This is a genomic window from Streptomyces flavidovirens DSM 40150, assembly GCF_000429085.1.
In the GTDB taxonomy this organism is placed as follows: domain Bacteria; phylum Actinomycetota; class Actinomycetes; order Streptomycetales; family Streptomycetaceae; genus Streptomyces; species Streptomyces flavidovirens.
Genome location: NZ_AUBE01000038.1, coordinates 1 through 26,990 on the forward strand (window position 1 = coordinate 1; position 26,990 = coordinate 26,990).

The 26,990-nt window shown below is 70.9% G+C and carries 24 protein-coding genes, 1 tRNA gene and 2 pseudogenes; 13 read left to right on the forward strand and 14 right to left on the reverse strand.

Going from position 1 to position 26,990, the window contains the following annotated elements; translation table 11 throughout:
• Positions 1 to 675 precede the first annotated feature (675 nt).
• Entirely contained in the window at positions 676 to 1,851 is a 1,176-nt protein-coding gene (locus G412_RS0129750) for a PP2C family protein-serine/threonine phosphatase (protein WP_157839197.1), read from the forward strand.
• On the opposite strand, the gene G412_RS0129755 is transcribed toward G412_RS0129750, so the two are convergent.
• Positions 1,838 to 2,356 carry a GNAT family N-acetyltransferase gene (locus G412_RS0129755; protein ID WP_028815231.1) on the reverse strand — a complete coding sequence of 173 codons (519 nt, stop codon included), beginning with the start codon at positions 2,354 to 2,356 and terminating at the stop codon, positions 1,838 to 1,840. The genes G412_RS0129750 and G412_RS0129755 overlap by 14 nt on opposite strands.
• A 68-nt stretch (positions 2,357 to 2,424) precedes the next feature.
• Complete coding sequence (locus G412_RS0129760; RefSeq protein WP_028815232.1) at positions 2,425 to 3,834, reverse strand: NADP-dependent succinic semialdehyde dehydrogenase; 1,410 nt, start codon at positions 3,832 to 3,834, stop codon at positions 2,425 to 2,427.
• A 213-nt stretch (positions 3,835 to 4,047) separates the two neighbouring features.
• Here G412_RS0129760 and G412_RS0129765 point away from each other — a divergent pair, with 213 nt between their 5' ends.
• The gene (locus G412_RS0129765; RefSeq protein ID WP_028815233.1) at positions 4,048 to 5,595 is read left to right on the forward strand and encodes an FAD-dependent oxidoreductase; all 1,548 of its coding nucleotides are present in this window, start codon (positions 4,048 to 4,050) and stop codon (positions 5,593 to 5,595) included.
• Between the two features lie 16 nt (positions 5,596 to 5,611).
• Here the strand turns inward: G412_RS0129765 and G412_RS0129770 are convergent, their stop codons facing one another.
• Positions 5,612 to 5,941, reverse strand: coding sequence for a hypothetical protein (locus G412_RS0129770; RefSeq protein ID WP_028815234.1), 330 nt, complete (start codon positions 5,939 to 5,941; stop codon positions 5,612 to 5,614).
• 283 nt (positions 5,942 to 6,224) lie between these two features.
• Between G412_RS0129770 and G412_RS0129775 the strand changes: the two genes are divergently transcribed.
• Genes G412_RS0129775 through G412_RS0129790 form a run of 4 tightly spaced genes read left to right on the forward strand, consistent with a single transcriptional unit; the run spans position 6,225 to position 8,774 of the window.
• Positions 6,225 to 7,028: a VOC family protein gene (locus tag G412_RS0129775; RefSeq protein ID WP_028815235.1), complete on the forward strand. Its 804-nt coding sequence runs from the start codon at positions 6,225 to 6,227 to the stop codon at positions 7,026 to 7,028.
• Between the two features lie 20 nt (positions 7,029 to 7,048).
• Positions 7,049 to 7,756: a nucleotidyltransferase family protein gene (locus G412_RS0129780; RefSeq protein WP_051338696.1), complete on the forward strand. Its 708-nt coding sequence runs from the start codon at positions 7,049 to 7,051 to the stop codon at positions 7,754 to 7,756.
• A complete protein-coding gene (locus tag G412_RS0129785) occupies positions 7,753 to 8,007 on the forward strand; it encodes a hypothetical protein (protein ID WP_028815237.1) in 255 nt (84 codons plus the stop codon). The genes G412_RS0129780 and G412_RS0129785 overlap by 4 nt, the downstream gene beginning before the upstream one ends.
• Complete coding sequence (locus G412_RS0129790; protein ID WP_028815238.1) at positions 8,004 to 8,774, forward strand: metallophosphoesterase family protein; 771 nt, start codon at positions 8,004 to 8,006, stop codon at positions 8,772 to 8,774. Before G412_RS0129785 ends, G412_RS0129790 begins: the two co-directional genes overlap by 4 nt.
• Positions 8,775 to 8,859: 85 nt before the next feature.
• On the opposite strand, the gene G412_RS0129795 is transcribed toward G412_RS0129790, so the two are convergent.
• Positions 8,860 to 8,936, reverse strand: a tRNA-Pro gene (locus G412_RS0129795).
• 82 nt (positions 8,937 to 9,018) lie between these two features.
• A complete protein-coding gene (locus G412_RS0129800; protein WP_028815239.1) occupies positions 9,019 to 9,945 on the reverse strand; it encodes an alpha/beta fold hydrolase in 927 nt (308 codons plus the stop codon).
• Positions 9,946 to 10,184: 239 nt separating this feature from the next.
• Here G412_RS0129800 and G412_RS0129805 point away from each other — a divergent pair, with 239 nt between their 5' ends.
• On the forward strand, positions 10,185 to 12,077 hold the full coding sequence (locus tag G412_RS0129805; RefSeq protein ID WP_028815240.1) for a DUF2264 domain-containing protein: 1,893 nt from the start codon (positions 10,185 to 10,187) through the stop codon (positions 12,075 to 12,077).
• 4 nt (positions 12,078 to 12,081) lie between these two features.
• On the opposite strand, the gene G412_RS0129810 is transcribed toward G412_RS0129805, so the two are convergent.
• From G412_RS0129810 to G412_RS0129835, 6 genes are all read right to left on the reverse strand, one after another.
• Positions 12,082 to 12,651, reverse strand: coding sequence for a GAF domain-containing protein (locus G412_RS0129810; RefSeq protein ID WP_028815241.1), 570 nt, complete (start codon positions 12,649 to 12,651; stop codon positions 12,082 to 12,084).
• Positions 12,648 to 13,253, reverse strand: a complete 606-nt coding sequence (locus G412_RS0129815; protein WP_028815242.1) for a GTP-binding protein — start codon at positions 13,251 to 13,253, stop codon at positions 12,648 to 12,650. The genes G412_RS0129810 and G412_RS0129815 overlap by 4 nt, the downstream gene beginning before the upstream one ends.
• A complete protein-coding gene (locus tag G412_RS0129820; RefSeq protein ID WP_028815243.1) occupies positions 13,231 to 13,605 on the reverse strand; it encodes a DUF742 domain-containing protein in 375 nt (124 codons plus the stop codon). Before G412_RS0129820 ends, G412_RS0129815 begins: the two co-directional genes overlap by 23 nt.
• Positions 13,605 to 14,039, reverse strand: a complete 435-nt coding sequence (locus G412_RS0129825) for a roadblock/LC7 domain-containing protein (protein WP_028815244.1) — start codon at positions 14,037 to 14,039, stop codon at positions 13,605 to 13,607. Before G412_RS0129825 ends, G412_RS0129820 begins: the two co-directional genes overlap by 1 nt.
• Positions 14,040 to 14,105: 66 nt before the next feature.
• Complete coding sequence (locus G412_RS36615; protein ID WP_106964194.1) at positions 14,106 to 15,962, reverse strand: sensor histidine kinase; 1,857 nt, start codon at positions 15,960 to 15,962, stop codon at positions 14,106 to 14,108.
• Between the two features lie 253 nt (positions 15,963 to 16,215).
• Positions 16,216 to 19,074, reverse strand: a complete 2,859-nt coding sequence (locus G412_RS0129835; RefSeq protein WP_037650283.1) for an AfsR/SARP family transcriptional regulator — start codon at positions 19,072 to 19,074, stop codon at positions 16,216 to 16,218.
• Between the two features lie 151 nt (positions 19,075 to 19,225).
• Here G412_RS0129835 and G412_RS0129840 point away from each other — a divergent pair, with 151 nt between their 5' ends.
• Complete coding sequence (locus tag G412_RS0129840) at positions 19,226 to 19,552, forward strand: hypothetical protein (RefSeq protein ID WP_028815246.1); 327 nt, start codon at positions 19,226 to 19,228, stop codon at positions 19,550 to 19,552.
• 742 nt (positions 19,553 to 20,294) lie between these two features.
• Here the strand turns inward: G412_RS0129840 and G412_RS0129845 are convergent.
• Positions 20,295 to 21,497 carry an MBL fold metallo-hydrolase gene (locus tag G412_RS0129845; RefSeq protein ID WP_028815247.1) on the reverse strand — a complete coding sequence of 401 codons (1,203 nt, stop codon included), beginning with the start codon at positions 21,495 to 21,497 and terminating at the stop codon, positions 20,295 to 20,297.
• A 262-nt stretch (positions 21,498 to 21,759) separates the two neighbouring features.
• Between G412_RS0129845 and G412_RS41490 the strand changes: the two are divergent.
• The 3 genes and pseudogenes from G412_RS41490 to G412_RS36625 form a co-directional block, all read left to right on the forward strand.
• Positions 21,760 to 21,834 (forward strand): annotated as a pseudogene (locus G412_RS41490) (hypothetical protein); the annotation flags it as partial.
• A 106-nt stretch (positions 21,835 to 21,940) separates the two neighbouring features.
• Complete coding sequence (locus G412_RS41495; RefSeq protein ID WP_279626791.1) at positions 21,941 to 22,207, forward strand: hypothetical protein; 267 nt, start codon at positions 21,941 to 21,943, stop codon at positions 22,205 to 22,207.
• Positions 22,204 to 23,383, forward strand: a pseudogene (locus G412_RS36625) (Glu/Leu/Phe/Val dehydrogenase dimerization domain-containing protein). The gene G412_RS41495 and the pseudogene G412_RS36625 overlap by 4 nt, the downstream one beginning before the upstream one ends.
• A gap of 208 nt (positions 23,384 to 23,591) precedes the next feature.
• Here the strand turns inward: G412_RS36625 and G412_RS0129860 are convergent.
• The gene (locus tag G412_RS0129860; protein WP_028815249.1) at positions 23,592 to 24,167 is read right to left on the reverse strand and encodes a hypothetical protein; all 576 of its coding nucleotides are present in this window, start codon (positions 24,165 to 24,167) and stop codon (positions 23,592 to 23,594) included.
• Positions 24,168 to 24,370: 203 nt separating this feature from the next.
• Between G412_RS0129860 and G412_RS36630 the strand changes: the two genes are divergently transcribed.
• A complete protein-coding gene (locus tag G412_RS36630) occupies positions 24,371 to 24,871 on the forward strand; it encodes a TetR family transcriptional regulator C-terminal domain-containing protein (protein WP_078607529.1) in 501 nt (166 codons plus the stop codon).
• Positions 24,872 to 25,020: 149 nt separating this feature from the next.
• Positions 25,021 to 25,935, forward strand: a complete 915-nt coding sequence (locus G412_RS0129870) for a carbohydrate kinase family protein (protein WP_037650291.1) — start codon at positions 25,021 to 25,023, stop codon at positions 25,933 to 25,935.
• Positions 25,936 to 26,031: 96 nt separating this feature from the next.
• Here the strand turns inward: G412_RS0129870 and G412_RS0129875 are convergent, their stop codons facing one another.
• Positions 26,032 to 26,823 carry an SGNH/GDSL hydrolase family protein gene (locus G412_RS0129875; protein ID WP_028815251.1) on the reverse strand — a complete coding sequence of 264 codons (792 nt, stop codon included), beginning with the start codon at positions 26,821 to 26,823 and terminating at the stop codon, positions 26,032 to 26,034.
• Between the last annotated feature and the right edge of the window lie 167 nt (positions 26,824 to 26,990).

Here is a 26,990-nt window from a genome sequence, read left to right on the forward strand (position 1 = left end):
GCCAGCGTTCGTCCTGAGCCAGGATCAAACTCTCCATGAATGTTTGCTCGTAATCGAGCTAGCACCACGAAAGAGCGGAACAGATCGGACCGGAATATGGTCCGCTGTTCTCAGCGTCCTCGCTGTGTTCGCCCGGGCCGTCACACGTGACGACCCAGGACTTTTCAAAGGAACCACCAACCCACCAAAGATGGGCCGGGGTATCAACATATCTGGCGTTGACTTTTGGCACGCTGTTGAGTTCTCAAGGAACGGACGCTTCCTTTGTACTCACCCACAGAACATCGTCTGGGGCTTTCCTCCGGGCTTTCGTTCGGTATTTCGTGTTTCCGACTCTATCAGGCTCTTTCGTGTCCGATTCCCCGTCGGCGGGGTGTTTCTGTGTCTTTCCGGCTGTTGGGCCGTTCCGACGTCCCGAACTCTAGCGGATTTCCCGGGCGGCTCATAATCGAGCCTGTCGAATGAATTCCGGCATGCCGAAATTCTCCCGGACCGGGAAACGTGCTGGGTTTGGGAATGCCGCTCTCGCGACGTAGTGGCAGCCGCAGAACCGTTCCGGCTCCGCGACAGCTCGGAGAACATTACGGATCCCCCACCCCCGAGTCAAACCGGCCCGCCAGAGCCGTACGTACGGGCACAAGTTCCACTGGCGAGGGGTGCCTGACGCCCGTCACGATGGACAGGTCCGTCCACTTCGAGAGGCCCCTGGGTATGCCGCCGGACCGTCTGCTTCGTTCGCTGCCCCTGTGCGTCCTGGCGGCCCTTTCTCCGCGCGGCAGCACGCTGGCGGCGGCGATGCCCTGGCTGGTGTGGTCCGCGGCGCTGGTCCTGGCGCTGCTGACCGGGCCGGACGTCTCGGTCGGGCCGGTGCTCGCCGCCGTTCCCGCACTGGCGGCCATCGCTCACCGGTGGCTGGGAATCCTCGGTTTCGGGGTCCTGGCCGCCGCGACGCAGACGGTGCTGCGCTGGGGCAGCACGCCCCTGGGCGGCTCGGCCCTGCCGATGGTGACGATCGCCATCGTGGTGGTGACCGTCGCGGGCATTGCCGCCGCCGTCGCGCGGGAGGGCAGCGAGCGCACCCTGGATCACGTACGTTCCCTGGCGGGCGGGGTTCAGCGCGCGGTGCTGCGGCCCTTGCCGCAGGCGACGAAGGGCTACCGTCTGGCGGGTTTCTACCGTGCCGCCGAGGCGGAGGCCCGGGTCGGCGGTGACTTCTACGACGCGCTCCAGACGCCTTACGGGCTGCGCCTCGTGCTGGGGGACGTGTGCGGCAAGGGGCTCCCGGCCGTGGACGCCACGGTGACGCTGCTGGGCGCCTTCCGTGAGGCGGCGTACGACGAGCCCGACCTTGCCGCCGTGGCCCGGCGCATGGACCTCTCGCTGCGTCGCCGTCAGGGCGCCAGCGGTGACGACCGGTATGCGACGGCCCTGCTGCTGCAGGCGGACCCGGACGGCACTCTTGAGCTCGTCAACTGCGGGCACGTTCCGCCGATCGTCGTCTCTCCGGAACATTCCCGCGAACTGAGCCTGTGGCCCGGTTGTCCGCTGGGCTATTTCGAGTTCGCGCAGGACGAGCCCCTGCGGGTTGACACGCACACGCTTGCCCCCGGTACCTCGCTGCTGATGGTGACCGACGGCGTCACAGAGGCCCGTAACGGCGACCGTGACTTCTTCGACCTCGAGACCGCTGTGGCGGGGCAGGACTTCGGCCCGTGTCCGCAGGCCCTCACCGAGGCGTTGCTCGCCGAGGTTTCCAGGCACGCCGCCGGCGGACGGCTGCGCGACGACGCCGCCGCTCTGGCCCTCGTACGTCACAGCCCTCGCGCGCCCGGCGCGCTCACGCCGTCGTGAGGTCGGCGGCCAGCAGGTCCATGAGCAGTCCGTCGTGCCAGGTGCCGTCCGGGCCGCGTTCGTAGTCGCGCATGATGCCGACGGGGCGGAAGCCGACCTTGGTGTAGCAGCGGATGGCGGCGGCATTGTCCGCTGCCGGGTCGATCACGATGCGGTGGTGGCCGAGGTCGGTGATCAGGTGGTGGGCGAGCGTACGCACCGCGTCCGTGCCCAGGCCGCGGCCGTGCACCGCAGGGTCCAGGTAGATGTCGATGTTGGCGTGGCGGTAGTCCGGGTCCTGCTCGGCGCCCCACTGGATGGCGCCGGCCGTACGGCCCTCGTGCAGGATCACCAGGGTGGTGACGTCCGGATCGGCGAGGTCCTGGGTGACCGCCGCCACCAGGTCGTCGCCGCCTCGCCAGATCGCGCGCACCTCGGGCTCGGCACGGATGCGGGCCAGTACGGGAATGTCGTCCGGCGTGGGCGGGCGCAACACGACCTGGGCGCCGTACAGAGTCTTCTCCATACGCGGCACGCTAGCGCCGGCCGCCCGGCCGTCACAGCCCCCGTCCAGTCGGTGACTTTCGCCTTGGGTCACGTCTTGTCGGCCGGTTCGGCGGCGTGCCACACCGTGGTGACGTTGCAGAACTCGCGGATGCCGTGGCCCGACAGCTCCCGGCCGTAGCCCGAGCGCTTGACTCCGCCGAAGGGCAGGGCGGGGTGGGAGGCCGTCATGCCGTTGACGAAGACGCCGCCGGCGTCCAGGTCCCTCACGAACCGCTCGACTTCCCCGTCGTCGCGCGTCCACACATTGGAACTCAGCCCGAAGGGCGAGTCGTTGGCGAGGGTCACCGCCTCGTCGAGACCGGACACGCGGTAGACCGTGGCCACGGGGCCGAAGGCCTCCTCGTGGTGGATGCGCATGCCGTCCGTGACTCCGGTGAGGACGGTGGGCTCGTAGAACCAGCCCTTGTCCCGCTTCTCCGGTCGCTGCGCGCCGCACCGCGCCGTGGCACCGAGGCGCAGTGCGTCGTCGACGAGCTCTTCGAGGTCGGTGCGTCCCTGTTCGCTGGCGAGCGGTCCTACGTCGGTGGATTCCTGCATCGGGTCGCCGACGGTCAGTTCCCGCATTCCGGCGGTGAAGCGCGCGCAGAAGTCGTCGTAGACATCGGTGTGGACGATGAAACGCTTCGCGGCGATGCAGGACTGGCCGTTGTTCTGCACCCGTGCCGTCACGGCTGTCCGGGCGGCCCGCTCGATGTCGGCCGACGGCATGACCACGAAGGGGTCGCTGCCGCCGAGCTCCAGAACGGTCCGCTTCACCTCGTCTCCGGCGACGGCCGCGACGGAGCGTCCGGCCGGCTCGCTGCCGGTGAGCGTCGCCGCGGCCACCCTGGAGTCGCGCAGGATGTCCTCGACGGCGCCGGATCCGATGAGCAGCGTCTGGAAGCAGCCTTCGGGGAATCCGGCGCGGCGGAAGAGGTCCTCCAGGTAGAGGGCGGTCTGCGGGACGTTCGACGCGTGCTTGAGCAGGCCCACGTTGCCGGCCATGAGTGCGGGGGCGGCGAAGCGTACGACCTGCCAGAGCGGGAAGTTCCACGGCATCACGGCCAGGACGACGCCGAGCGGGCGGTAGCGGACGATGGCGCGGGACGCCCCGGAGTCCGTCACGTCGTGGGCGGAGGGGTACTCGTCGGCCAGGAGTTCCCGGGCGTTCTCGGCGTACCAGCGCATCGCTTTCGCGCATTTGGCCGCTTCCGCGCGGGCGGCCGTGATGGTCTTGCCCATTTCGGTGGTCATGGTGCGGGCGATGTCCTGCCGGTCCTCGTCCAGCAGGTCGGCGGCGCGGTTCAGGAGTTCCGCCCGCCGGTCGAAGCCGGTGGTGCGGTACTGCGCGAAGGTGGTCGCGGCGAGTGCCAGGCGCCGCTCGACCTCTTCGGCTCCGAGCGCCTCGAATGTCTTGAGGGTCTCTCCGGTGGCGGGATTCACCGTGGCGATGGGCATGCTGCCGTCCTCCTAGGACTCGGTCGTTTCGACACTTGCGCGGTACGGGCGGTCCCGCTACGCGGCGGGTGCCCCGTTTTCGCTTCGCCTGTCAGGTGGAAGTGCCGCCGGGTGCGGGGCGGCCCTTCGACGGGTGTCGAGGGCTGAGCCGCGGGCAGCTCCGCGGCTTCGGCGCGGCCGTTACGCGAGCCGCAGAAGGGGAAGCCGAAAGCCATGGCTGCAGAGCGTCCGACCATCGACGAGTCGTACTGGATGGCTACCGCCCCCGGCACCCGCTATTCGCCGCCGGACACGGACCTGACCGCTGATGTCGCCGTCATCGGCGGCGGCATCGCGGGCCTGTGCACAGCCTGGGAGCTGGTACGGGCGGGCCTGGACGTCGTACTCCTGGAGGGGGACCGGATCGCCGCCGGAGTGACCGGCTACACCACGGCCAAGCTGACGGCGCTGCACGGTCTGGGGTACGCCCGGCTGGAGGCCACGCACGGCGCCGACAACGCCGGGCTGTACGCGCTCTCGCAGCAGGACGCCGTCGAACGTACAGCGGCACTCTGCGAGGAGCTGGGCATCGACGCCGACCTGGAGCGTGCGGACGCCTGTACGTATCTGGAGGATCCGCGGCGGGCGGACGAGCTCAGGGACGAGGCGGCGGCCGCCCGGCGGGCGGGCCTGGACGCGTCGTTCGTGACCGACACGGAGCTGCCCTTCCCGGTGGCCGGGGCGGTGCGGGTGCGGCGGCAGCTGCAGTTCCACCCGCGGAGGTTTCTGGTGGCTCTCGCCGAGCGGATCACCGCCGCGGGCGGACGCGTCCATGAACGCACCCGCGTCACCGGGCTCCACGACGGTGCGCGCTGCCGGCTGTCGACCGAGAGCGGGCTCACGGTCACGGTGCGCGACGCCGTCATCGCGACGCATTACCCGGTGTTCGACCGCACGCTCCTGTTCACCCGGCTGAAGCCGAGGCGGGAGCTGGTGCTGGCCGCGCCGGTGCCTTCCGGTGACGCGCCGAGAGGCATGTACATGAGTCCGGCCGACCGGGTGCGTTCGGTGCGCAGTGCGCCGTACGACGAGGGACGGCGGCTGCTGATCGTCACGGGTGAGACGTTCGAGCCGGGTGCCGGCGGCGTACGGGAACGGTTCGCCCGGCTGGACGCCTGGGCGCGCGAACGGATGCCGGGATTCGCGGAGGCGGAACTGGCGTACCGCTGGGCGGCGCAGGACAACGACTCCAGCGACCATCTGCCGTACGTGGGATACGCGCACCCGGGCACCCAGCACGTGTTCGTGGCGACGGGGTTCGGCGGCTGGGGCATGAGCAACGGCGTGATGGCCGGCCGCCTGCTCGCCGCCCATGTCGTGGGCGGACCGCGCCCCGCGTGGACAGATCTGTACGATCCGCGCCGCCTGCCCCAGGTGCGGGAGACGGCGGAGGTGGCGAAGTTCCAGACCGCTGTCGCCCGGCACTTCGTGGGCGATCGGCTGCACACCGGTCACGTCGACTCGGTGGACGAGGTCCCGCCGGGCAGCGGCGCGGTCGTCCGCCTTGAGGGGCACCGCTGTGCGGTGTACCGCGACGAGTCCGGCGAGGCCCGCGTCGTTTCGGCCCGCTGTACGCACCTTGGGTGCCTGGTGCAGTTCAACGACGCCGAGAAGGTCTGGGAATGCCCTTGTCACGGATCGCGCTTCGGGACGGACGGTGCGGTGCTGCACGGCCCCGCCACCCGGCCTCTGGAGCCTCGCGAGCCCCGTGACTCGTCGTGACCGGGGACCGGGTCGGTCAGGACTGTCCGAGCGAGCGCTTGAGTTCGGACTTGTTCATCGACGAGCGTCCCTGGATGTTGCGGCGCCGTGCCTCCGCGTACAGCTCGTCGTACGTCTGTCCCTCCGAGCCGCTGCTCCCAGAACGCTGTCCTCCGCGCTTGGAGGAGGACCTGTCCTGGGTCGAGCTCCTGCTCGCTGTCTTGGACTCGCCGGAGCGCGCCCGCTCCTTGTTGACGGTCCGCGCGGCCATTTCCTTGGCCCGCTTGGTGCCCGCGCCGCGCTCTTCGGCGCTTTCCTTGATGTGCTCGTACTGACGTTCCCGCTTGGAGCTCGAACCCTTGGGCATTGCTACTCCTTCGAACGTGAATCAGTGGTCCGCTGCTCGCGATGGGCAGCCTCCGCCTACCCTGCGTCGGGTGTGTTCTCTCCGCAAACGCAGTACGGCGTCACCCCTGTCGGCCGCTTCCCGCAGCGCACGACGAGTACCCTCCAAGCACGGGTACTGACACACAATTCCATGATCGAAGGCCTGCTCCGGGTGTTCACGCGGTTCGCCAGTACGGCCCCCCGGGGGCAGGATGGATTACGAAACTGGCCTCACATGCCCCCATTCGACCTGGACACGTGCGATGGAAATGGAAACGACGGCCACCGGTAGAACTTCGAGCCACGAGATCTTCGGCGCTCCGTGCTGGATCACTCTGATGGCACGCGACCTGGAGCCCGCCCAAGCCTTCTACGGCGCGGTGCTGGGCTGGGAATTCCGGCGCGCCGGGCTCGGTCGCGGCTTCAGCATCGCTCTGCTCGACGGTGACCCCGTCGCCGGAATCGGGTCGCTCGACACCGCCCTGCGGGCGCCTGTCACCTGGACGCCCTACTTCGCCGTCGCCAGTGTGGACGAGACCGCGAGCCGGATCCGTGAGCGAAGCGCCACCGTCGCCGTGGGGCCGCTCCGGTTCGCGACCGGCCGCGGCGCCATCGCAGCGGACCGTGACGGTGCCGTCTTCGGCATCTGGGAGGGGCAGCTCTTCTCCGACTGGCACGTCTGGCGCAAGAACGCACCCGTGTGGCTGCGTCTGCGGACCCGCGACGCGTTCGATGCGGCGATCTTCTACGGGCAGGTCCTCGAATGGGCCAGTGGCCGGCCGGGCTGCTGCGAGGTCGAGTACCAGGAGGACGAAGTCGTATTGCTGCAGGACGGGCAGATCCTGGCGCGGCTGAGCTCCGGCGCCGTCGACACCGCCCCCGATCCCCTGATCCAGCCCCGGTGGCACGCCCACTTCCCCGTGCCCGACGTCGAGGCCACGGTCGAGGCAGCGCTCCGCCACGGCGGCACGGCCCTCGGGCACGGTCCCACCGCGTACGGCACGGAGACGACACTGCGCGACCCGGACGGCGCGATCTTCACCGTCACCAGCGCAGGGCCCGGATAGGCGACGAGGAAGGTGCACCCGTGCGCGGTTACTCACAAGAGGCCCCTCAGCCCGGCAGCCGGCCCGAGCCGGCCGGTCTGCGGCTGACGGCGGGGCGAGCTGTGGACAGCGGGCCCGTCGGGCCGCTCGCCGGGGCGACGCAGGGCACCTGGCCGCTGCCGCCGGACCGCACGCAGGCGATTTTGGCGGCCACCAAGCATGTGGCGGCCAGGCTCAAGAGCAGCGGGTTCCCGTTCGCCCTGGTCGGGAGCGTCGCGGCGTACGCCCATGGGGTGCCGGCCAGCTTCCAGCACGACGCCGACTTCTGCATCCTGCGCGAGGACGCGGAGGCCGTGACGGAGGCTCTGGAGGCCGCCGGGATCGAGGTGCGTGTCCCGCCGGAGGACTGGCTGATCAAAGCGCGCAGTCACGGCGAGGAGATCGACCTGATCTTCGAACTCGCCCGGCAGCCGGTGACCAGGGAGTTGCTGAGCCGGGCGCAGACCCTTCCGGTGGATTCCGTTCACATGCCCGTACTGTCACCCACCGATCTCATGGGCAGCCAGCTCCACGCCTTCTCGGAGCACCACTGCGACTTCGGGGCCGTACTGCCCATCGCACGGACGCTGCGGGAGAAGATCGACTGGGACCGCCTGCGCCGCGAGCATCAGGACTCGCCCATGCCGGACGCGTTTCTCTACCTTCTCGAACGTCTGCACGTCATCGACCCGCGGGAGGCAGGGCCGTGAACGACACATCCGCCGCCGAGTACCGCATCGCCCATCTGCGGGAGCATCTGGCCAGTGGGGACTACGCCGAGATGGGCGTACGGATAGAGCTGCGCGGAAGCAGCGTGCTGATCGCCGGCACCGTCTCCAGTGCCGGCTGCCGGGACGAGATCCTGCGCATGGCCAAGGAGGAACTGGCCGGGCTGCCCCTGCGTGAGGACCTGATCGTGGTCTCCGCGACCGCCCCCGACCACCCCGAGGAGCTCGCGTGATCCGGATCGCGGCCGTCGGCGACATTCATCTGGGGCTGGACAGTGCGGGGGTGCTCCGGCCCGCGTTCGAAACCATCAGGGACTCCGCGGACGTGCTGCTGCTCGCAGGGGACCTGACGCGGCACGGCACGGCCGGGGAGGCGCGGGTGGTGGCCCAGGAGGTGGCCGGGCTCGGTGTGCCGGTGGTGGCCGTCCTGGGCAACCACGACTACCACAGTGACCAGCAGGCCGAGGTGACGGCGGTGCTCGGTGAGGCGGGCGTGACCGTGCTGGAGGGCCAGGGGACCGTCCTCGACATCGGCGGTGTACGAGTCGGTGTCGCCGGGACCAAGGGCTTCGGCGGCGGATTCGCGGGCCGCAGCGGTGGCGATTTCGGCGAACCGGAGATGAAGGAGTTCATCCGGTACACCCGGCGGTGCGCCGAGGGCCTGCGGCGTTCCCTGGACGAGCTGAAGGCGCGCGGTTGCTCCGTGCGCATCGCGTTGACGCACTTCGCGCCGGTGCCGGACACTCTCGCGGGTGAGCCGCCGGAGATCTTCCCGTTTCTGGGCAGCTATCTGCTGGCCGAGGCGATGGACGAGTCCGGGGCCGACCTCGCGGTCCACGGCCACGCGCATCTGGGCACCGAGCACGGGATGACCAGCGGCGGAGTGCGCGTGCGCAATGTCGCCCAGCCGGTGATCGACCGCGCCTTCGCCGTCTACCACCTGGCGGTTCACGCGGCTGTCGGCACCGCTGCCGACAGCGTCCCTGTCGCGGCCGAATGACCCGCTGCCCCCTCCCCCAGACCCGGGAAACGGAAAAGGTCGTATCGGATTGCTCCGATACGACCTCCGACCTGCGTAGAAACGCTGGTCGGGACGACAGGATTTGAACCTGCGACCCCTTGACCCCCAGTCAAGTGCGCTACCAAGCTGCGCCACGTCCCGGTGCCCGTGCGGCCTGGGGTTTCCCCTGGCTGAACGCGCTTGAGAACAATACCGCACTTGGACCGGTGGGCACGAACCGCTTTCAGACCCGCTTGTCGAGCCAGGCGGTCAGGTCGTCCTGGACCTCGTCCCGGTTCGTCTCGTTGAGGATCTCGTGGCGGGCGCCCTCGTAACCCTTCCAGGTGAGGTCCTCGGTGCCGAGGTAGCGGAAGTCCTCCAGGAGCTCGTAGACGAGGGTCATTCCCTGGTTGCAGGGGTCCTGTGTGCCGACGGCGATGTGGACGGGCAGGTCGGCGGGGATACGGGCGAGATTGCGCGGGTCGTTGATCTTGCAGACCGCGTGCACCCAGTCGAGTGCGAGGCCCGCGCTGAAGGCGAAGCCGCACCGCTCGTCCGCCGCGTACGCGTCCACCTCGGCTTCGTCGCGCGACAGCCACTCGAAGCCCGTGCGGTGCGGGTACGGGTCGTTGAAGGAGGCGAAGAGGGTGGGGATGTACGAGGAAATCGCCGCGCGGCCGTGCTCCGCGACCTCCGCCTCCAGGCCGGTGATCGACTCCTGCAGCTCGGCTCCCGGCAGCGTACGGAAGGTGCCGGAGAGGATCAGGCCGGCCAGGTCGTCCGGGTACTCCTGCGCGTAGTCGCGGGCGAGCATGGAGCCGAGGCTGTGGCCGAGCAGCACGACCGGCAGGCCGGGGTGCAACGCCCTGGCCTGGTCGCCGACCGCCTTGAGGTCGTCGACGATCGCCCGCCAGCCGTTCTCGCCGGCCACGCCGTAGCCACCGGTGGCGGCGGCGGTCGCACCGTGGCCGCGGTGGTCGGAGGCGATCACCCCGTAGCCGCGCGAGACCAGGTGCTGGGCAAAGCGGTCGTAGCGCAGGGCGTGTTCGGCCGCGCCGTGGGCGATCTGGACGAGGGCGCGGGGCCTGCCGCTGTCCGGCAGCCAGGTGTACGCGGCGATCTGCGCGCCGTCGCCTGCGGTCGCCGTTCCCGTGCGGTGTGCGGTGCTCATCGGGCACGCCTCCTGGGTGTCTGCTGGTGTCTGTGCTCGCCTGTGCTCATCTGTGCTCGGAGTACTGGGGCTGACTCTCCCCAGGGGAGAGCGCCTCACACCGGACCGGCGCCGGCCCGTTGCCCTGCGACGTTGAGCTTGCCCGGTTCGGGAAGGGGCGAGGTGGGGAACAAGCCCGCCGCAGGCCCCCTGTCCCCGCAGCGCCGCCCCACCCGCACTCCCCCGAGGAGCTCCCCGCCATGCCCGCCCCTTACCCGCGCCTCCCCCCGGCCGACCGCCTCCTGTCCCCCCGCACCGGCTGGACCCGCGCCCACTGGGAGGCCCTCGCCGATCGCCTCCTGGACGCGCTCGTTCCGTACGCGACGCCGGGCTTGGCGCAGTACCGGCTGCCGGGCCGGGGCAGCTCGTCGGGAGTGGTCTCGGACGGGCTCGAAGGCTACGCGCGCTCATTCCTGCTGGCCTCCTTCCGGATCGCCGGGGCGGGCGGCGACGTCGAGCCGCGCTTGATCGAAAGGTACGTGGAGGGTCTGACAACGGGCACCGATCCGGCCTCCGGCGAGGCCTGGCCACGCCTCACCGACTGCTCCCAGCAGATGGTCGAGGCCGCCTCGATCGCCGTCGGCCTGCACGAGACCCGCCCCTGGATCTGGGACCGTCTCGACACGCCCGCCCAGGAGCGGGTGGCCGACTGGTTCTCCGGCTTCGTCGGCGCCCGTACGTGGGACAACAACTGGCGGCTCTTCCAGGTGGTGTCCGAGCAGTTCCTCGCCTCCGTCGGCGCACCGCACAGCCGCTCCGACATCGAGGGCGGCCTCGACCGTATCGAGGACTGGTACGCCGGCGACGGCTGGTACACCGACGGCGACGGCCGCAACTTCGACTACTACATCGGCTGGGCGATGCACCTCTACCCGCTGCTGTGGTCCCGGATGGCAGGCACCGACGACGGCGGTCGCACCCCCGTCTACCAGGACCGCCTCCACCGGTTCCTCACCACCTACCCGCACTTCTTCGGCGGCGACGGCGCCCCCGTCCACCAGGGCCGTTCCCTCACCTACCGTTTCGCGTCCGTCGCCCCCGCATGGATGGGCGCGCTCGCCGACTGCACACCGCTGCGGCCGGGCCTCACCCGCCGCCTCGCCTCGGGTGCGCTCCGGCACTTCGCGGAGCGCGGCGTCCCCGACGAGCGCGGGCTGCTGACGCTCGGCTGGTACGACACCTTCCTCCCGTCGACCCAGCCGTACTCCGGTCCCGCCTCCCCCTATTGGGCGAGCAAAGGGTTCCTCGGCCTCCTCCTGCCCGCGGACCACCCCACGTGGACCGAGCGCGAACTGCCGCTCCCGGTCGAGGAGTCCGACCAGTACACCGCGCTCCCCGCTCCCGGCTGGCTGCTCCACGGCACCCGCCACGACGGCATCGTGCGCCTCGTCAACCACGGCAGTGACCACAACCCGCTCACCGGCGATGCCGAGGACGACCCGCACTACGCGAAGCTCGGCTACTCCTCGGCGACGGCGCCCGACGCCGCTCCGCACGCCTGGTCGCGCGCCGTCGACAACCACATCGCCCTCCTCGCGCCCGCCGACGGCGCCCCCTCCCGCCGGCTCCGGATCCATCCGGGCACCTGCGCGGGCCGTACCGCGTCCTCCTGGCACCTCGCGCGACTTCCGGGCGACGCGCGTGAGTTCCGCATCGACACGACCAGTGTGCTGTTCGGATCGTGGGAGGTACGGGTGCACCGGCTGGAGGCCCCGGAGGGCGCGGGCGTGCGCGAGGGCGGCCACGCGGTGGCGGCGAAGGAGCGCCCGCGGGCGGAGACCGGCCCCGGCTGGGCCCTGGTCCGTACGGCGGACGGCCTCACCAGTGCGGTCGTCGCCCTGCACGGCTGGGATGCGGAAGAGGCGGCCGGGGTCTCGCGCGACGTACAGGCCAATGCGTACGGCCCGCATTCCGCGACGCCGTATCTGCGGCTCGGAGCCCATCCGGGCGGGCACAGCGTGCACGTGTCCCTGATCGCCCTGTCCCGTGGCACGGTGTGTCCCCTGGCGCTGCGCGAGTCCATCACCGTCGAGGTCCTGGACGGACCGTTGGTCCGGCTGGCCTTCCCCGACGGCACGGTCACGGACGTATGACCTGTCAGACGGCGCCGTCCTCGCGGCGGCGGATCAGTTCCGCCAGCTCCGCGGCCATCGCCTTGATCGTCTCCAGGCCCGCCCGCCCCCACCGCCTCGGTTCGGTGTCGACGACACAGACCGTGCCGAGCAGGATGTCCGTACGGTCGATGACGGGAGCCCCCATGTACGACCGGATGCCGATCTCGTCGACGACCGGGTTGCCCGCGAACCGCGGGTAGTCGCACACGTCGTCCAGGACCAGTGCCTTGCGCCGCGCGACGACATGCGGGCAGTACCCGTGATCGCGGGCGAGGAAGCGGCCGATGCGGCTCGTGGCGGCGACCGCGCCCGGGTCGGTGCCGCTGTGTGTCCCGGTAGGAGTGTGCAGTCCGGCGAAGAACTGCCGGTTCTCATCAATGAAGTTGACCATGGAGTACGGCGCTCCGGTCACCTCCGCGAGCCGGTCGGCGAACGTGTCGAAGGCGGGCACGGCCCGGTCGCCGAGTCCGAGCTGGTGCAGCCTCCGCACGCGCGCGGGTGCCTCCGGGTCGGCGGGGGTGAGCAGCAGTTGGCCGATCCGGTCGTACGTCATGTGGGTGCTCCGTGGTTTCCGTGGCCCGGTGCGGCCGAGGTGATGGTGAGCAGGTGCCGGACGAGGGTGACCAGCGTCTTGATCCCTGAGCTGGCGATGCGTGCGTCGCACAGCACGACCGGGACCTCTTGCGGGAGGTCGAGGGCGGCCCGTACCTCTTCCGGTGCGTAGCGGTGTGCACCGTCGAACTCGTTGACGGCCACGACGAATTCGATGCCGCGCCGCTCGAAGAAGTCCAGGGCCGCGAAGCTGTCCTGGAGGCGGCGGGTGTCGGTGAGCACGACGGCGCCCAGGGCGCCCTTGGAGAGTTCGTCCCACATGAACCAGAAGCGTTCCTGGCCGGGTGTGCCGAAGAGGTACAGCACGTGCTGCTCGTCGAGGGTCATCCGGCCGAAGTCCATGGCGACGGTCGTCGTGGCTTTGTCCTCGACACCGTCGAGGCTGTCGGTCCCCACGCTCACCTGGGTGAGCAGTTCTTCCGTACTCAGTGGTGCGATCTCGCTGACCGCGCCCACGAAGGTCGTCTTACCGACGCCGAACCCGCCGGCGACAAGGATCTTGAGCGCGGTGGGAAACAGGTCAGAGCCGTCGTCGTAGGCCATCGAGCACTGCCTCCAGCAGGGTGAGGTCGTTGGGCTGGTCGTCGAAGCGGGGCGCGTGCGTGGTGAGCGCTCCGCAGTCGACCAGGTCGGAAAGCAGCACCTTGGTGACGACCACGGGAAGCCGCAGGTACGCCGCGATCTCCGCCACCGAGGTGGGGTGTGCGCACAGGCCGAGGGCCTGGGCGTGCTCGGGACCGATGTGCATGAGGGGTTCCGCCCCGGTGACCCGCACCATGGTCAGCAGGTCGAGGTCCGTCGTGGGGCGGGTGCGGCCGTCGCTCACCGTGTAGGGGCGGATGAGCCGGCCGGCCGCGTCGTCGAGCCACGGCCCGTCCTGCGGGAGCGGCCCCATCAGCGTCCCGTGGCGCTCGGTACGCCCGCCCGCTGCCTGGCCGGTGTGACGAGGTACGGCCGTACGCTCTTGACGAGCATCGCCATCTCGTAGCCCAGCACGGCCGCGTCCGCCTCGCGGCCCGCGAGCACCGCGAGGCAGGTGCCGGAGCCCGCGGTGGAGACGAAGAGGAGGGTGGAGTCGAGCTCGACGACGACCTGGCGTACCTCGCCGCCGTCGCCGAAACGGGCGCCCGCGCTACGGCCGAGCGAGTACAGGCCGGAGGCGAGGGCGGCCATGTGGTCGGCGCTGTCGTTGTCGAGGCCGTGGACCGACTTCACCAGGCCGTCGCAGGAGAGCAGAACCGCGTTGCGTGTGAAGGGAACACGCTGGACCAGCCCGCTCAACAGCCAGTCGAGATCCGTTACTTGACCGGTCGGCGCATCACTCGCCATGGTGCATCTACTCCTTGGGGTACTGCGGTGGAAGGGTGAGGAGGGGCGGGAGGGCGGAGGCAGTGGTCAGCCGGCGTCGCCCTCGCGCAGGGGGTACGGCTGCGGAGGGTGCTCCGGAGCCGGGCGGGGGGCCGGGGCGTGCGCGAGCGCGGCTCCGGGGGCGGGCGCGGGGGCGACTGCCGGGGTGGTGGCGGGGTCCAGCGCCTGGTCCTGGTGCGGTACGGGGGGCGGTACAGGGAGCGGTACGGGGTGCGGGTCCGGCTGGGCCTCCGCCAGGCCGATGCCCCGCTGGAAGGCCGCCATCAGACCCGGGTCGTGGAGGGCGGGGTATTCGTCGTCCTGGCGCGTGACGGGGGCTTCTCGGAGCTGGGGCACCAGGTTTTCCTGGCTGCGGCGCCTGGGCAGGCTGGGGCGGCTCGTGGTGTCGCGTACGTATCCGGTGGCGCGCGGCTGGACCCGGGTGTGGGCCGGCTCCGAGGAGAGGCCGGGTCGCGTGACGCGGTCGGTGCCCGGGCGGGCAGCGGCGGGGGTGGGGCGGTCCTCCCGCGCGCCGCGCACTGGGAGGGGTGCGTGACTCCTGCCGTGGTCAGCGGGTGCGGGTGCGGGCGCGTGGGGGGACGTGACGGGGGACGCGCTCCCGGCCGGCGCCGCGGGGGCCGGGGCCGCGTGCCGGGCCCCGGCGGCCGCCGCCCGGCCGGGACCGTCCTGGTCCTCTGCGCCCAGCAGCGCCTGCGGCAGGACGAGTACGGCCTGTACACCGCCGTAGATGTTGGCCTGGAGGCGGACCGTGATGCCGTGCCTGCGGGCCAGTGCCGACACCACGAAGAGGCCGATGCGGCCGTCGTGGAGAAGGCGGCCGACGTTGACGTTTTCCGGGTCGCGCAGCAGGGCGTTCATCTTGTTCTGCTCGGTGACGGGCATGCCCAGGCCCCGGTCCTCGACTTCGACGGCCAGGCCCGCGCTGACGTGCTGGGCGCGGAGCAGCACGGTGGTCTGCGGAGCGGAGAACACCGTGGCGTTCTCGACGAGTTCGGCGAGGAGGTGAATGACGTCGGCGACGGCGTGGCCGCGCAGGGTGCCGTCGATGGGCGGCACCAGTTTGACGCGTGAGTAGTGCTCAACCTCGGCGATCGAGGAGCGCAGTACCTCCGTCATGGTCACCGGGTTGCTCCACTGGCGGCGGGAGACCGCGCCGCCGAGGACGGCGAGGTTTTCCGCGTGCCTGCGGACGCGGGTGGCGAGATGGTCGACGTGGAAAAGGCCCTTGAGCAGCTCGGGGTCCTCGACATCGTTCTCCAGCTCGTCTAGGAGTTGGATCTCCCGGTGTACGAGCGACTGGAGCCGGCGGGCCAGGTTGACGAAGACCTCGACCTTCTGGTCCGTACCCGCGCTGCTGGACAGCTGCGATGCCTGTACGACGGCGCCCACGGCGGCGTCGTGCGCGCGCGCCATGTCCAGTTCCAGCCGGTCGAATTCGTCGCCGCCCCGCGTTCCGGGGGGCGGCGTACGCCGGCTGGGCGGCCCCTCGCCACGCCGCAGTTGCTCGACCACCGCGCGCAGGTCGGCCTGCCCGCGCGCGCTGGTCCTGCGCAGTGCGTTGCAGCGGTCCAGCACGGTCTTGGCGGCCCGGTCCGCGCCCACGACGGCTGCGGCCAGCGACACGATGACGAGGGCGCCGGCCCCGGCGAGCGCGACCCATAAGTTGCGCGTCGGCTCGGCGGTGGTGGCGCGGAGGGTGAACAGCACGGCCGCGGCGCCGCTGAGGGCGACGACAACGGCCGGGAGTACGGCGGCGCGCAGTATCTGGGGGCGTATGTGGACGTCGGGCATCGGCTGTACGGGAAGAGGCCGGGCGCCCGGCCGTCCGTGCCGCCCGCCCTCGCGGCGGTCTGCACGCGCGCCGGGTGCGCGAAGTTGAGACATCAGTGTCCTCGGTACGTGGGGCCCCAGGGGTCGGCTTACTGCGTCTGTTCGACCACGGTCGGTCTGGGCTCAACTTGGGTGATGTGGCCCCATGTTGATCGCCGGGCACTCACAGTAGTCGGCAACCTTTCATGATCGACGCGCAGTTGCCAAACTTGCCCGCACAGCGTCCCGCTCTGGTATGACGCGTCGTACTACAGACCGAAAAGCAGACGGCCCCCGTGCCTCCGCCTTCGTAACGGTCGAGATCAACTCATATCCGGAGCGCTTCCTCGGCGTGGCCGATTTCCGCCTCCCGCTCCTGCTCGCGATAGAGGACGAGAGCTTGTGCCCACGCGGCGCGGGCCTCGTCCGGCCGGTTCAGGGCGCGGTGCGATTCGGCGATCCTGGCCAGGGTGTCGGCCTCGTCATAGCCGTTGCCGAGCGTCCGGAAGTGGGCCAGCGCCTGCCGGTAGTAGTCCAGGGCCGCGGCGTGGTCGCCGGTGAGGTGGGCGATGTAGCCGAGGCTGTCGAGCGTGGACGCCTCGTCGCCGGGACGCCCGTGTTTCAGGAAGAGTCCGTGCGCCCGCTCGCAGTGGTCGCGTGCTTCGTCGTACGCGCCGAGCTGGGCGTGCATCCAGCCGACCGCGTTGAACTGGTTCGCCTGCCAGATCGGGTTGTCCAGCGTCTGGTAGAGCCGCAGCGCGCGGGTGGCGTACGAAAGGGCCTTCCGGTTGTCGCCGTGCATCTCCCAGAGCCTGCCGAGCGTACGGCAGATGTGCGCCTGGGCCGTCGGATCACCGGCCGCCTCCGACAGGTCCAGGGCACCGTGCAGGTGGTCCAGCGCTTCGGAGCGACGCCCGCTCAGGCCGTGGAAGTGCCCCAGCCGCCAGTGCGCGAGCACCCGCGGGAGGACGTTCTCCGGCTGCTGCTCGGCCGCTGCCAGGGCCGTGTGCCAGACGCGGGAGTACGCCTCCAGGTGATGTGACCCGAGCTGGTACGAGATCAGGGCCCAGGCGAGCTGCACGGCCCGGGCCGGCAGGCCGGCGGTCAGGGCTGATTCCTGGGCGGCGAGGAGGCAGGCGTGCTCCTCGGTGAACCACCGCAGGGCGTCCGTGGTGTTCGCGGGCGCGAGGGGCGCGCACCCGTGGGCCGGTGGCTCGGGATCGGGCCGGAAGGGGGTGTGGGGGCCGTCGAGGAGCAGGTTGGCTGCGAACGCGGTGTGGAGGTAGAAGTCGATCAGTCGCGCTCGGGCTTCGGCGTTCTCCTGAGCGCGGTCCAGGGCGGCCAGTTCGCCGGAGTACAGGTGGGCGAGGTCGTGCATCCGGTATCGGCCGGGCCGGTGCTGCTGGACGAGGTGTGCGGCTTCCAGCTCGGCGAGCAGGGTCCTCGCACGGCTGCGGGTGATGCCGGCGAGACTTGTGGCGGCGTCCAGGCCGATGTCCGTGCTCGTCACCAGTCCCAGCAGCGCGAAGAGCCGGCCGGCGGAGCTGCTGAGGGCTCGGTGCGATGTGGCGAGTACCGTCCGCAGACTCACCGTCATGCCGCCGGCGTCCAGCACGTCGAGGCGGCTCGACGCGTCCGCCAGTTCGTCGGCCAGGGCGGCGAGGGGGAACTCGGGGTGCGACGCGACACGGGCGGCCATCAGGCTCAGCGCGAGCGGGAGACCCGCGCAGTAGTCGACGATGGCCGCGACGGCCTGCGGCTCGGCGTCGAGCCGGCTGGAGTCCAGGCGGTGGGCGAGCAGTTCGCGGGCCTGCGACGCGTGGAAGGGGGTGGGCGAGACGGTCACAGCGCCGTGGGTGACCAGCAGGGGGGTGAGCCGGTTGCGACTGGTGATCAGTACGGCGCACCCGCTTCTCCCGGGCAGGAGGGGGACGACCTGCTGCGCGTCGTGGGCGTCGTCCAGTACGACCAGGATCTGCTTGTCGGCGAGCAGGCTGCGGTAGAGGCCGCCTTGGGCCTGAAGGTCTTCCGGGGCGGCGTCGGGCGGCGCCCCGAGCGCGTCGAGGAATCCGCGCAGGGCCTCGGCCGGTGACATCGGCTCCCCGGCGGGGTCGAAGCCGCGTAGATCCACGTAGAGCTGGCCGTCGGGGAAGCGGTCGGCGTGATCGTGGGCCCAGCGGAGGGCCAGCCAGCTCTTGCCGACTCCGCCCGCCGCCGAGATGACCGCGATGCGCCCCGGCGCCGACTCCGACTCCGACTCCGATGCCGGACCTGGGCGCGGTCCCGGCTCCGGCCGGCGCGGGACGAGGAGGCCGGCCAGCTCGTCCAGTTCCCGCTGACGGCTGATGAAGCCGACGGGGGCGAGGGGGAGTTGGCGGGGCGTCACGACCGGTGGCCGTGGCGCGGCGGTCGACGCCTCGGTGGGTACGGAGGCCGGGGCGGCGGGCGGCGGCCCGGCCGGTCCCGACCGGAGGAGCTCCTGGTGAAGCCGCTGGAGCGATGCGCCGGGGGTGAGGCCGAGTTCCTCGTCGAGGTTCTGCCGGAGTACTTGATAGTGCTCAAGCGCCCGAACCGTACGGCCCTGCCTGTGCAGCGCCAGCATCAGCTGCCCGGCCAGCCGTTCGTCGAAGGGGTGCGTGGACACTCCGGAGATCAGCTGTGGCAGTACCTCCGACTCGCGCCCCTGCCGCAGGAGTACGTCGTTGAGGTCCAGTTCGGCCGCCTGGCGTTCGGACGTCAGAACTTCCCGGAGGTGGGTGAACCATGGTGTGTCCGCGGCGGGGAACGCCTCACCGGCCCATAACCGCAGCGCCTCCTGGAGCAGATCTGCCGCCACGTGGTCCGGTGCCCCGCGCGCCCGGTGGACCAGGGCACGGAAGCGGTGCAGATCCACGGCGTCGGGGTTCGTCTCGGCGGTGTATCCCCCAGGACGGCGCACCAGGCGTAACTCCGTCGTGGACAGCGCCCGTCGCAGCCGGGACAGATAGCTGTACAGCGTGGTCACGGCGGAGCGTGGGGCTCTCTCCCCCCAGACCCGGTCGAGCAGTTGGTCCATGGAAACGGGCCGGTTGGCCTCGACGAGCAGCACAGCCAACACGTGTCGCTGCCGGGCATGACCGAGGTCGACGTCCCGGCCCCGCACGTGCGCCCGGACCCCGCCGAGCACGCAGAACTCCGCGGCCTGCATGGCGCTCCCCCCTGCTGTCGAACTCAGTCTTCGCAGCGCAGGGCGCGGATTCAAGGAATATCCAAGACATCGTTCAAGGATCACCCCCGGTCCGCCCAATGACCCGCTTGCACGATGAGCGTGTCCAGTCACCACAACGGAGGGAAAGCAGATGATCAAGAGTGTGGCCCGTGCAGCCGCCGTGATCGGCGTGATGGGCAGCGCGATGGCGGCGGTACCGGCGACGGCGGCGGCTGCCCCCGAGAGCGTGCGGCCGACGGCGAGCGCGGCGGCCGGGTGCAGCTGGATGTCCAGGACCACTACGTCGGCGCGGGTGTTCTGCGACGGGAACGGTCCCACCAGGTACCAGTTGGTCCTGTACTGCACCCAGAGCAGGGTGGCTCCCGGCAATGCGCCGTGGCTGGGTGACCGGCGGGGCTCGTACGCCAAGTGCCCGAGCGGCACCAGCATCGTGGACTACGACATCTTCATCGGCTAGTTCGCAGGAACGGGGGGCTCGGGGCCGGGCGACGGGGACGGGGGCCGCGGCTCGGGGGGCCAGGGGGTCGGGGTCGTCGGGGGCGTCGGGGAGGAAGAACGGAAGGCGGCGAGGCCGAGCAGACACCAGCGCTCAGTCCTCGCCGCCCTTCCGCGGCCCCTTCGGCGTCGCGCACGGCAGATGGCCGTGGCCGGAGCGGTCCTCACACCACCCCGCCTTCAGAGGCCGCGCCTCGGCGTCATTCCGGCTCCGCGTCCACGGTGAGCTTTCGGCACAGCGGGCATTCGAACTGTGCGGCCTGCCCGGAAAGCTGGTCCGACTCCGCAGGAGCCGAGGGCCTGAAGCCCGTCCGGTATTCATCATGAAACAGCGCCGGCGGAATCAGATTGATCGCTGCGCCAGTGCCGAATTTTGCGCCTGCATCTCTTCGGTATATGTCGGCAACCGCCTGCAAGGGAAACGAAAGCCAATATAAGAATCGCCGGAGGCTGTCCGACAGATCATGCCTGAGCAGACGCCCCCGAGGGGTCACCGACAGCGCCGAGTACCCGAAACGCACACCGCACCATAAAGCCGTCATGCGAATACCTCCCACCGATCGCCTGAATGCTTTGCAGGCCGCAACCAAAACCTGCTGCATAAAGACCCTGAGGGGAAGGGTGGCGCACCCTGGCGAATGCAGGTTGATGCCGGTGAGGCACAGGTTGCGCCGTGCGGCGAAAGCGCGAGGAGCAGCCCGGCGTCACCGCTCGCCGGCGAGGTCGAGATCGCCTCGGGGGGCCGCTTCCGGAGCGGCGGTCGCTGCCTTCCGGGCGCGCCAGGGGTGGGCAAGAGGCTGGCATACGGCCCGCCACCAGGGGTCCTCGGGGAGGACACCGGCAGGCTCGAAGGGCTCGCCGGGCCGGGGAAACGCAGTCGCCTGCCCTGCTTCCCGCCCGGCGTCCCTCGTCCACTCCCCTGGCTCCGCCCACGCGTGCGGAGCGAGGTTGAACGTCCCCCAGTGGATCGGCAGCAGCACGCCGTGGGGCTTGGAGCCCTGCAGGTCGAGGTGGGCTTGAACGCCTTCCGCCGGTGTCATGTGGATGTCGGGCCAGTACTCGCTGTACGCGCCGATCTGGATCATGGCCGCGTCGAACGGGCCGTGCTCGGCGCCGATGTCCCTGAAGCCTTCGAAGTAGCCGGTGTCGCCGCTGTGGTAGACCCGGTGCTCCGGTCCCGCGACCGCCCAGGACGCCCAGAGGGTGTGCTGCTGGTTGCGCAGACCGCGGCCGCAGAAATGGCGGGCCGGGGTCGCGGTCAGACTGAGGCCGGCGATCTTCACCGACTCGTTCCAGTCCAGCTCGTGCACCCTCTCGGCGGGTACGCCCCAGCGCTCCAGGTGCGCTCCGACGCCGAGCGGCACCGCGAAAGCCGTGCGGGTGCCGGCGAGCGCGCGGATCGTGGGCATGTCGAGGTGGTCGTAGTGGTCGTGGGAGATCACGACCACGTCGAGCGGACCCAGCGACGCGAGGGGGGCCGGGACCGGGTGCAGCCGCTTGGGGCCGACGAAGGAGAAGGGGGAGCAGCGCTCGCCCCACACCGGGTCGAAGAGCACGCGCCGGCCGTCGATCTCGGCGAACACGCTCGAATGGCCCATCCAGGTGAGGCGCAGTCCTGTGGCGGGTGGCCCGGCCAGGTCGGCGAGGGTCGTGGCGTGCAGCGGGATGGGGCCGGCGGGCGCTCTGCGGCGCCGCTCCTCCTTGCGGAAGTAGACCTTCATCAGCTCGAGCGTCGACCCCGAGGGCCGCGTCCGCGGGCCCACCGGGTTCTGGAAGACCCCGTCGGCGAAGTTCGGCGAGCGGCGGATGCGCTCCATCCGCTCCCCCGCCGGGTCCGCGCCGAAGGGGGCGGTCCGCAGCGAGCGCAGCCGGGAGCGCAGCGGTAGCAGGGCGTCAGCGCCGGTCACAGGACCTCCAGGGGCTCAGTGTCTTTCCCATTATGGGCGCCGGGTACGACAGCGCGGGAACGGGAGCGTTGCGGGGCGGGGTACGCCGAGGGGTACGGGACGTCGTGCGGGGCGTCGTGCGGAACCGGTCGTCGTGCGGTCGCGGAGCATGACTTGAGCTGATCGGCGGTTCAGTAAACGCACCTCGTTGAGAGGGGCACTTCCGGCTCCAGATACTGACTGGCAGTGATCACCTCGGACAGCGCCCAGTGCTGTTACTACGGTGCGCTCCCGCACCTGCCCGTCGGCCCCGCGCGGCCACTACCTCCATCCGACCGGGTTCGGCACGCTCCGATACGCCCTGCCCGCCGCCATCGGCGCGAAGTCGGCGTACCCCGGACGGCAGGTCGTGACGCTCAGCCGCGGGGGACGACGGCGGGCTGCAGTTCACCGTGCAGGAACTGGTGACAGCGACACAGCTCGGACTGCCGCTCCCGGTCGTCGTGTTCGACAGCGGCGGATACGGCGAGATCCGCGACGAGATGAACGCGCGGCGACACCCCGACCGCCGCCGACCTGCCACGCGTCGACCTGCCCGCGCTGTGCCGGGCGTACGGCGGCGCGGGGACGCACGCCGATTCGCCCGGCGCTCCCGCCGAGGCGCTGGTGCGGGCGCTGAACACCCACCGCCCCACTGTCATCACCGTTCCGGAGGAGAGAGCACCGTATGAACGCCCCCCTGATCTCACAGACCTGGACCGATCACGTCTCAGGGCGCCGGGGCTTCCTGGTCGTCGACCGGCTCGTGCGCGGTGTGTCCAGCGGCGGTCTGCGCATGCGCGAGGGCTGCACCCTCGACGAGGTCGCGGGCCTGGCGCGTGGCATGACGATGAAGGAGGCACTCCACTACAACGCGGAAGGCCGTTACATACCGCTCGGCGGAGCCAAGGGCGGATCGACTGCGACCCGCAGGACCCCGAGGCGTACGGCATTCTGGTGCGCTACCTGCGCGCGATGCGTCCGCACATCGAGACCTTCTGGACGACCGGTGAGGACCTCGGCCTGACCCAGCACATTCGTCGACAAGGCCGCTGCCGAGGCCGGTCTCGTCTCGTCCATTCAGGCCGTCTATCCGCTGCTCGACGACGAGGTGGCGGCGCGGCAGCGGCTCGCCGACGCGTTCGCCGTCGAGGTCGACGGCATCGGGCTCGACGAGCTGGTCGGCGGCTGCGGCGTCGCCGAGTCGGTACTCGCGGCGCTCGACCGCGCGGGTGTCGCGTACGAGGGGACACGTGTCTCCATACAGGGCCTGGGCACCATGGGTGGCGCCGACCGCGCGCTTCCTTTCCCGCGCGGGGCTGAGGATCGTCGCCGTGGCCGATGTGAAGGGCACCGTCGCCAATCCGGAGGGTCTGGACGTCGAAGCGCTGCTCGGCGCGCGTGACGCGTACGGGGCCGTGGACCGGGGCGTGTTGCGTCCGGGAGACCTCGAACTGCCGGGTGACGCCTGGCTGTCCGCGGAGGCGGAGGTACTGGTTCCGGCTGCCGTCTCGTACGCCGTCGACGCCTCGAACGAGGGGCGGATCACCGCCCGCTGGATCGTCGAGGCGGCGAACATGCCGGTGCTGCCGGACGCGGAGGTGCTGCTGGCGGGGCGGGGGGTGGCCGTCCTGCCGGACGTGGTCGTCAACTCCGGTACGAACGCCTGGTGGTGGTGGACGCTGTTCGGGGACATCGGGGCCGACGCGGAGGAGGCGTTCGCGTACACGCGGCGTTCGATGCGCGCGCTGATCGACCAGGTGCTGGCGAGGGCGGAGGCGGGCGGTTCGACACCGCGCGCCGCGGCGCACGCGATCGTCGCCGACCGGCTGCCGGTGATTGCGGAGCGGTTCGGGTGGTACAGGTGACACGCACCGACCGCACGGAACACACTCCCCGCACCGACTCCGGCAGCCTGGACGCGCTCTTCTATGCTGGACGGGCTGAATTGGTTGCGGCAACCATCCAGCCCGTCCAGCATTTGAGGACACGCCCGGAGGGCGTCCGGGGGTCTGGGGGCGGCCCCGCGGGGTGGGGAAACAGTGCGTCCCGCCGGGACGCCGACGCCGCACCGCGTCAGACCGTGGTTCTGGCCGTCACCAGCCGGTGGCCGCCCAGCACTGCAGAGAGCTCCGCCAGGAACCGCTCCGCCAGCGGCGGCCAGTTCCACAGCACCAACCCCAAGTGCGCCACCGCCACCGGTGGATCAATCGTCCAGTCGGGAAACCCGGACCGCTCCCCGCACCACACGCAGGCCCCGCTGCCCGGCCCCGTACCCCCGAACCAGGCGTACAGGTCGTCGAGCAGCGGGGCCCACGCGCGCGTCCACATGTCGGGCCCGCGGTCGGCGGGCTCGGTCGTCGCGCCGCAGGCCGGGCACGTGGCCGTCCAGAGGTCCGCGCACACGTACACACGGCGTTCGATCTCCATGCCGACGCCACACGCCGCGCCCAACGCCACCTCGTCCTCGTTGACGGCGCGCGCGGCGTGCGGGCCCGGCGCCCGGCCGAGTTCGTCGCCGGGCAGGCAGTTCGTCAGCTCGCCCTGGACGATGCCACGGTGCTCCAGCCAGACCATGACCCGGCCGGCGAGCACGGCGGCTTCCTCCGGCCGGGCGTCGAGATCGGCCACCCATACGTACGCATCGCCCATGGGCCGCACGCTATCCCGTGGTGCTCACCCCTCGGCGCACCGCGTCTTCGCACCCAGCGCGTAGAAGATGACCCCGAGACCCCCACTGACTGAATGGCCAGTCAGTAGAGGCGCCTGCGGCCCCGCGCCACAACGCGCTGTCAAGGGCCCGTCGGCGTCCGCGTGACCGGCCTGCCGAGGTGGCCGGTGTGTAGCGTTACCGCGTGGCAAGTGTCCGGTTGCGCGTGGAGGAACGGCGCGAGGAAATGCTGCGCGCCGCGGCCGCCTTCGCACACGCCGCCGAAGGCGATCTCGCCCAGCTGCGCAAGCTGCTCGGCCGCCGTACGAGCGCCGTCCGCAGACTGCGCTCGGCGGTCCGGTGGTACGCACCGACCGGGCAGGCCAAGGGGTGGAAGCTGTGGATCGAGGGGTGGGCGGCCTCGCTGCGTGAGCCGGCACTCCGCGAGGTGGCGCGTGACCTCGATCAGCGGTGGAAGGCGGCACTGACGGAGGTCCTCACGGAGGGCGCGGAGGCCGGTGAGTTCCGGTGCGAGGACCCCGCTTCCGCCGCCTGGCGGCTGACCGCCCTGCTGGACGGCCTCGCTGTCCAGATGACCTCGTACGCGGGGTCGTTGTCCCGTACCGCCATGCTGGAGTGGACGGACGACGCGCTCGCACGCGAGCTGGGCATCGACCGGGCGGAGCTGGCGGCTGCGGCGCGCTGAAGTCCTGGTCCCGCCGCTTCTGGGTTGGGGCGAGTCGAGTCGGGTCGGGCCGGGGCGGCGCGATCAGTACCCGGTCGGCACAGTCAGTCCAGCCCTGTTGCCTCTCCGTGCAGCCATACTGTGCTCCAGTGGAGCCGGAAGGGGTTGCGGTGTCTGAACAGCGGTCTCAGCACACGGTGTACGACGTCCTGGTCATCGGCGGCAGCGGGGTGGACACGGTTGTCCGCGTCGACTCGCTGCCCGTACCGCTCGCCGACTCGTTCGGCGTGCCGGCCATCCGCGAGTGGCCGGGGCACACGGGCGGCAATGTCGCGCTGGGCTGCCGGGCGCTCGGACTCGAGGTGAAATTCCTCGACTTCATCGGCGACGACTGGATCGGCGGGCAGGTCAGGGAGCGCCTCGCCAAGGGCGGTGTCGACTTCGAGCCGCTGATCTCTGCGACGGGCACGCGACGCGCGGTGAACCTCGTCGACACCGCGACGGGCCGCCGGATGTCCTTCTACGACGCCCGCGACCCCGGCGATCTGCGGATGCCCCGCGACTTCTACCTCCCCCACCTGCGGCGGAGCGGGCATGTCCACCTGTCCATCATGGACTTCGCGCGGCACCTGCTCGACGACATCGAGGAACTGGGCGTCCCCGTCTCGACCGATCTGCACGACTGGGACGGACTCGCCGATCATCACCGGGAGTTCGCCCTCCGCTGCGACCTGGTGTTCCTGAGCGCGGCCGGCGCCGGTGAGCGGATTGCCGCCGTGATGCGCGACATCCTGCGGGAGGGCCGCGCCGAGGCCGTGGTGGCCACGGCGGGCGCGGGCGGCTCGTACCTGCTGACGCGGGACGGCAGCCGCACCCCGCGCCCGATTCCCGCGACCGTGCCGCCCGGTCCGGTGGTGGACTCCAACGGCGCCGGGGACGCGTACGTCAGTGGATTCCTGTACGGGCGCCTCACCGGCCGGGACCTGGAGGAATGCGCCCGCCTCGGCGCCCGTGCAGGCGCCCACGCCTGCACGGCGGAGGGCAACACGGACCTGATCGGACCGGCGGCCCTCCTCTCCTCCTAGAGGCGCGTGGGCCACCCTCGTCCGGAGCCCCTGCCGCTGTACGACGTGTTCGCCGGCGGCGTCCTGGCTCGCATACCGCGCGGACCTGCCGAGGTCTCACAGCGGCAGCAGATCGGGCCTCTTCGCCTCGACGTGATCACCTGACGACTCACCGCGCAGCCGCCGCCCGATCCACGGCACCAGGTGCTCCCGCGCCCACTGGATGTTGTCCCGGCGCGCCTCCAGCGAGTTGCGCGGGGCCATCGGCGGCCATGCCTGGTCCGGGTCGGCCGGTACGTCGAGGCCGAGCACCTGGGCGGCGCGCAGCGCGACGCGGGTGTGGCCCTCGGGCGAGAGGTGGAGCCGGTCGCCGTCCCAGGCGCGCCTGTCCTGGACGGACTTGAGCGACCACAGGTCGAGCACCGGGCAGTTGTAGCGGTCGGCGACCGCCCGTACGTGCGCCGTGTACATCGCGATCTTGCCGCGCAGATGGCGCAGTACGGGAATGCCGCGCGTGTCGAAGCCGGTGGTCACCATGACGGTGCCCACGGCGTTGGTGAGGTCGGCGACCGCCCGCTCGAAGCGCTCGGCCACGTCGTCGGGGTCACTGCCGGGCCGGAGGATGTCGTTGCCGCCGGCGCAGAAGCTCACGAGGTCGGGAGCCAGTGCCTTCGCGCGCGGGACCTGCTCGGCCACGATCTGGTCGAGCAGGCGGCCGCGTACGGCGAGGTTGGCGTAGCGGAACGTGTGCTCGGGGACGCGGTCGTCGAGGAGTACGGCGAGCCGGTCGGCCCAGCCGATGAACGCACCGTCGGGTCCCGGATCTCCGACGCCCTCGGTGAAGCTGTCGCCGATCGCCGCGTACGACCCGATGGTGCCTGCGCTGAATGATCTCGAATCGTCTGCCACGTCGGCACATCCTTCACTGGGGCAAGTGACCTACGCCACCGTAGGGAGGGGTTGACGCGGCGTGATATATGACACCGGTCAAGATTCACCCAACCCGGAATAGGACGAAAACGCACGTACGCCCCCTTTTGCCGCCGCGTGTGGCAGCAAAAGGGGGCGTACGGCCG

Bases quoted from the DNA above. Each gene is read 5' to 3' on its own strand.
- G412_RS0129750 (WP_157839197.1), top strand. From the start codon at position 676: ATGGACAGGTCCGTCCACTTCGAGAGGCCCCTGGGTATGCCGCCGGAC.
- G412_RS0129755 (WP_028815231.1), bottom strand. From the start codon at position 2,356: ATGGAGAAGACTCTGTACGGCGCCCAGGTCGTGTTGCGCCCGCCCACG.
- G412_RS0129760 (WP_028815232.1), bottom strand. From the start codon at position 3,834: ATGCCCATCGCCACGGTGAATCCCGCCACCGGAGAGACCCTCAAGACA.
- G412_RS0129765 (WP_028815233.1), top strand. From the start codon at position 4,048: ATGGCTGCAGAGCGTCCGACCATCGACGAGTCGTACTGGATGGCTACC.
- G412_RS0129770 (WP_028815234.1), bottom strand. From the start codon at position 5,941: ATGCCCAAGGGTTCGAGCTCCAAGCGGGAACGTCAGTACGAGCACATC.
- G412_RS0129775 (WP_028815235.1), top strand. From the start codon at position 6,225: ATGGAAATGGAAACGACGGCCACCGGTAGAACTTCGAGCCACGAGATC.
- G412_RS0129800 (WP_028815239.1), bottom strand. From the start codon at position 9,945: ATGAGCACCGCACACCGCACGGGAACGGCGACCGCAGGCGACGGCGCG.
- G412_RS0129805 (WP_028815240.1), top strand. From the start codon at position 10,185: ATGCCCGCCCCTTACCCGCGCCTCCCCCCGGCCGACCGCCTCCTGTCC.
- G412_RS0129810 (WP_028815241.1), bottom strand. From the start codon at position 12,651: ATGACGTACGACCGGATCGGCCAACTGCTGCTCACCCCCGCCGACCCG.
- G412_RS0129815 (WP_028815242.1), bottom strand. From the start codon at position 13,253: ATGGCCTACGACGACGGCTCTGACCTGTTTCCCACCGCGCTCAAGATC.
- G412_RS0129820 (WP_028815243.1), bottom strand. From the start codon at position 13,605: ATGGGGCCGCTCCCGCAGGACGGGCCGTGGCTCGACGACGCGGCCGGC.
- G412_RS0129825 (WP_028815244.1), bottom strand. From the start codon at position 14,039: ATGGCGAGTGATGCGCCGACCGGTCAAGTAACGGATCTCGACTGGCTG.
- G412_RS36615 (WP_106964194.1), bottom strand. From the start codon at position 15,962: ATGTCTCAACTTCGCGCACCCGGCGCGCGTGCAGACCGCCGCGAGGGC.
- G412_RS0129835 (WP_037650283.1), bottom strand. From the start codon at position 19,074: ATGCAGGCCGCGGAGTTCTGCGTGCTCGGCGGGGTCCGGGCGCACGTG.
- G412_RS0129840 (WP_028815246.1), top strand. From the start codon at position 19,226: ATGATCAAGAGTGTGGCCCGTGCAGCCGCCGTGATCGGCGTGATGGGC.
- G412_RS0129860 (WP_028815249.1), bottom strand. From the start codon at position 24,167: ATGGGCGATGCGTACGTATGGGTGGCCGATCTCGACGCCCGGCCGGAG.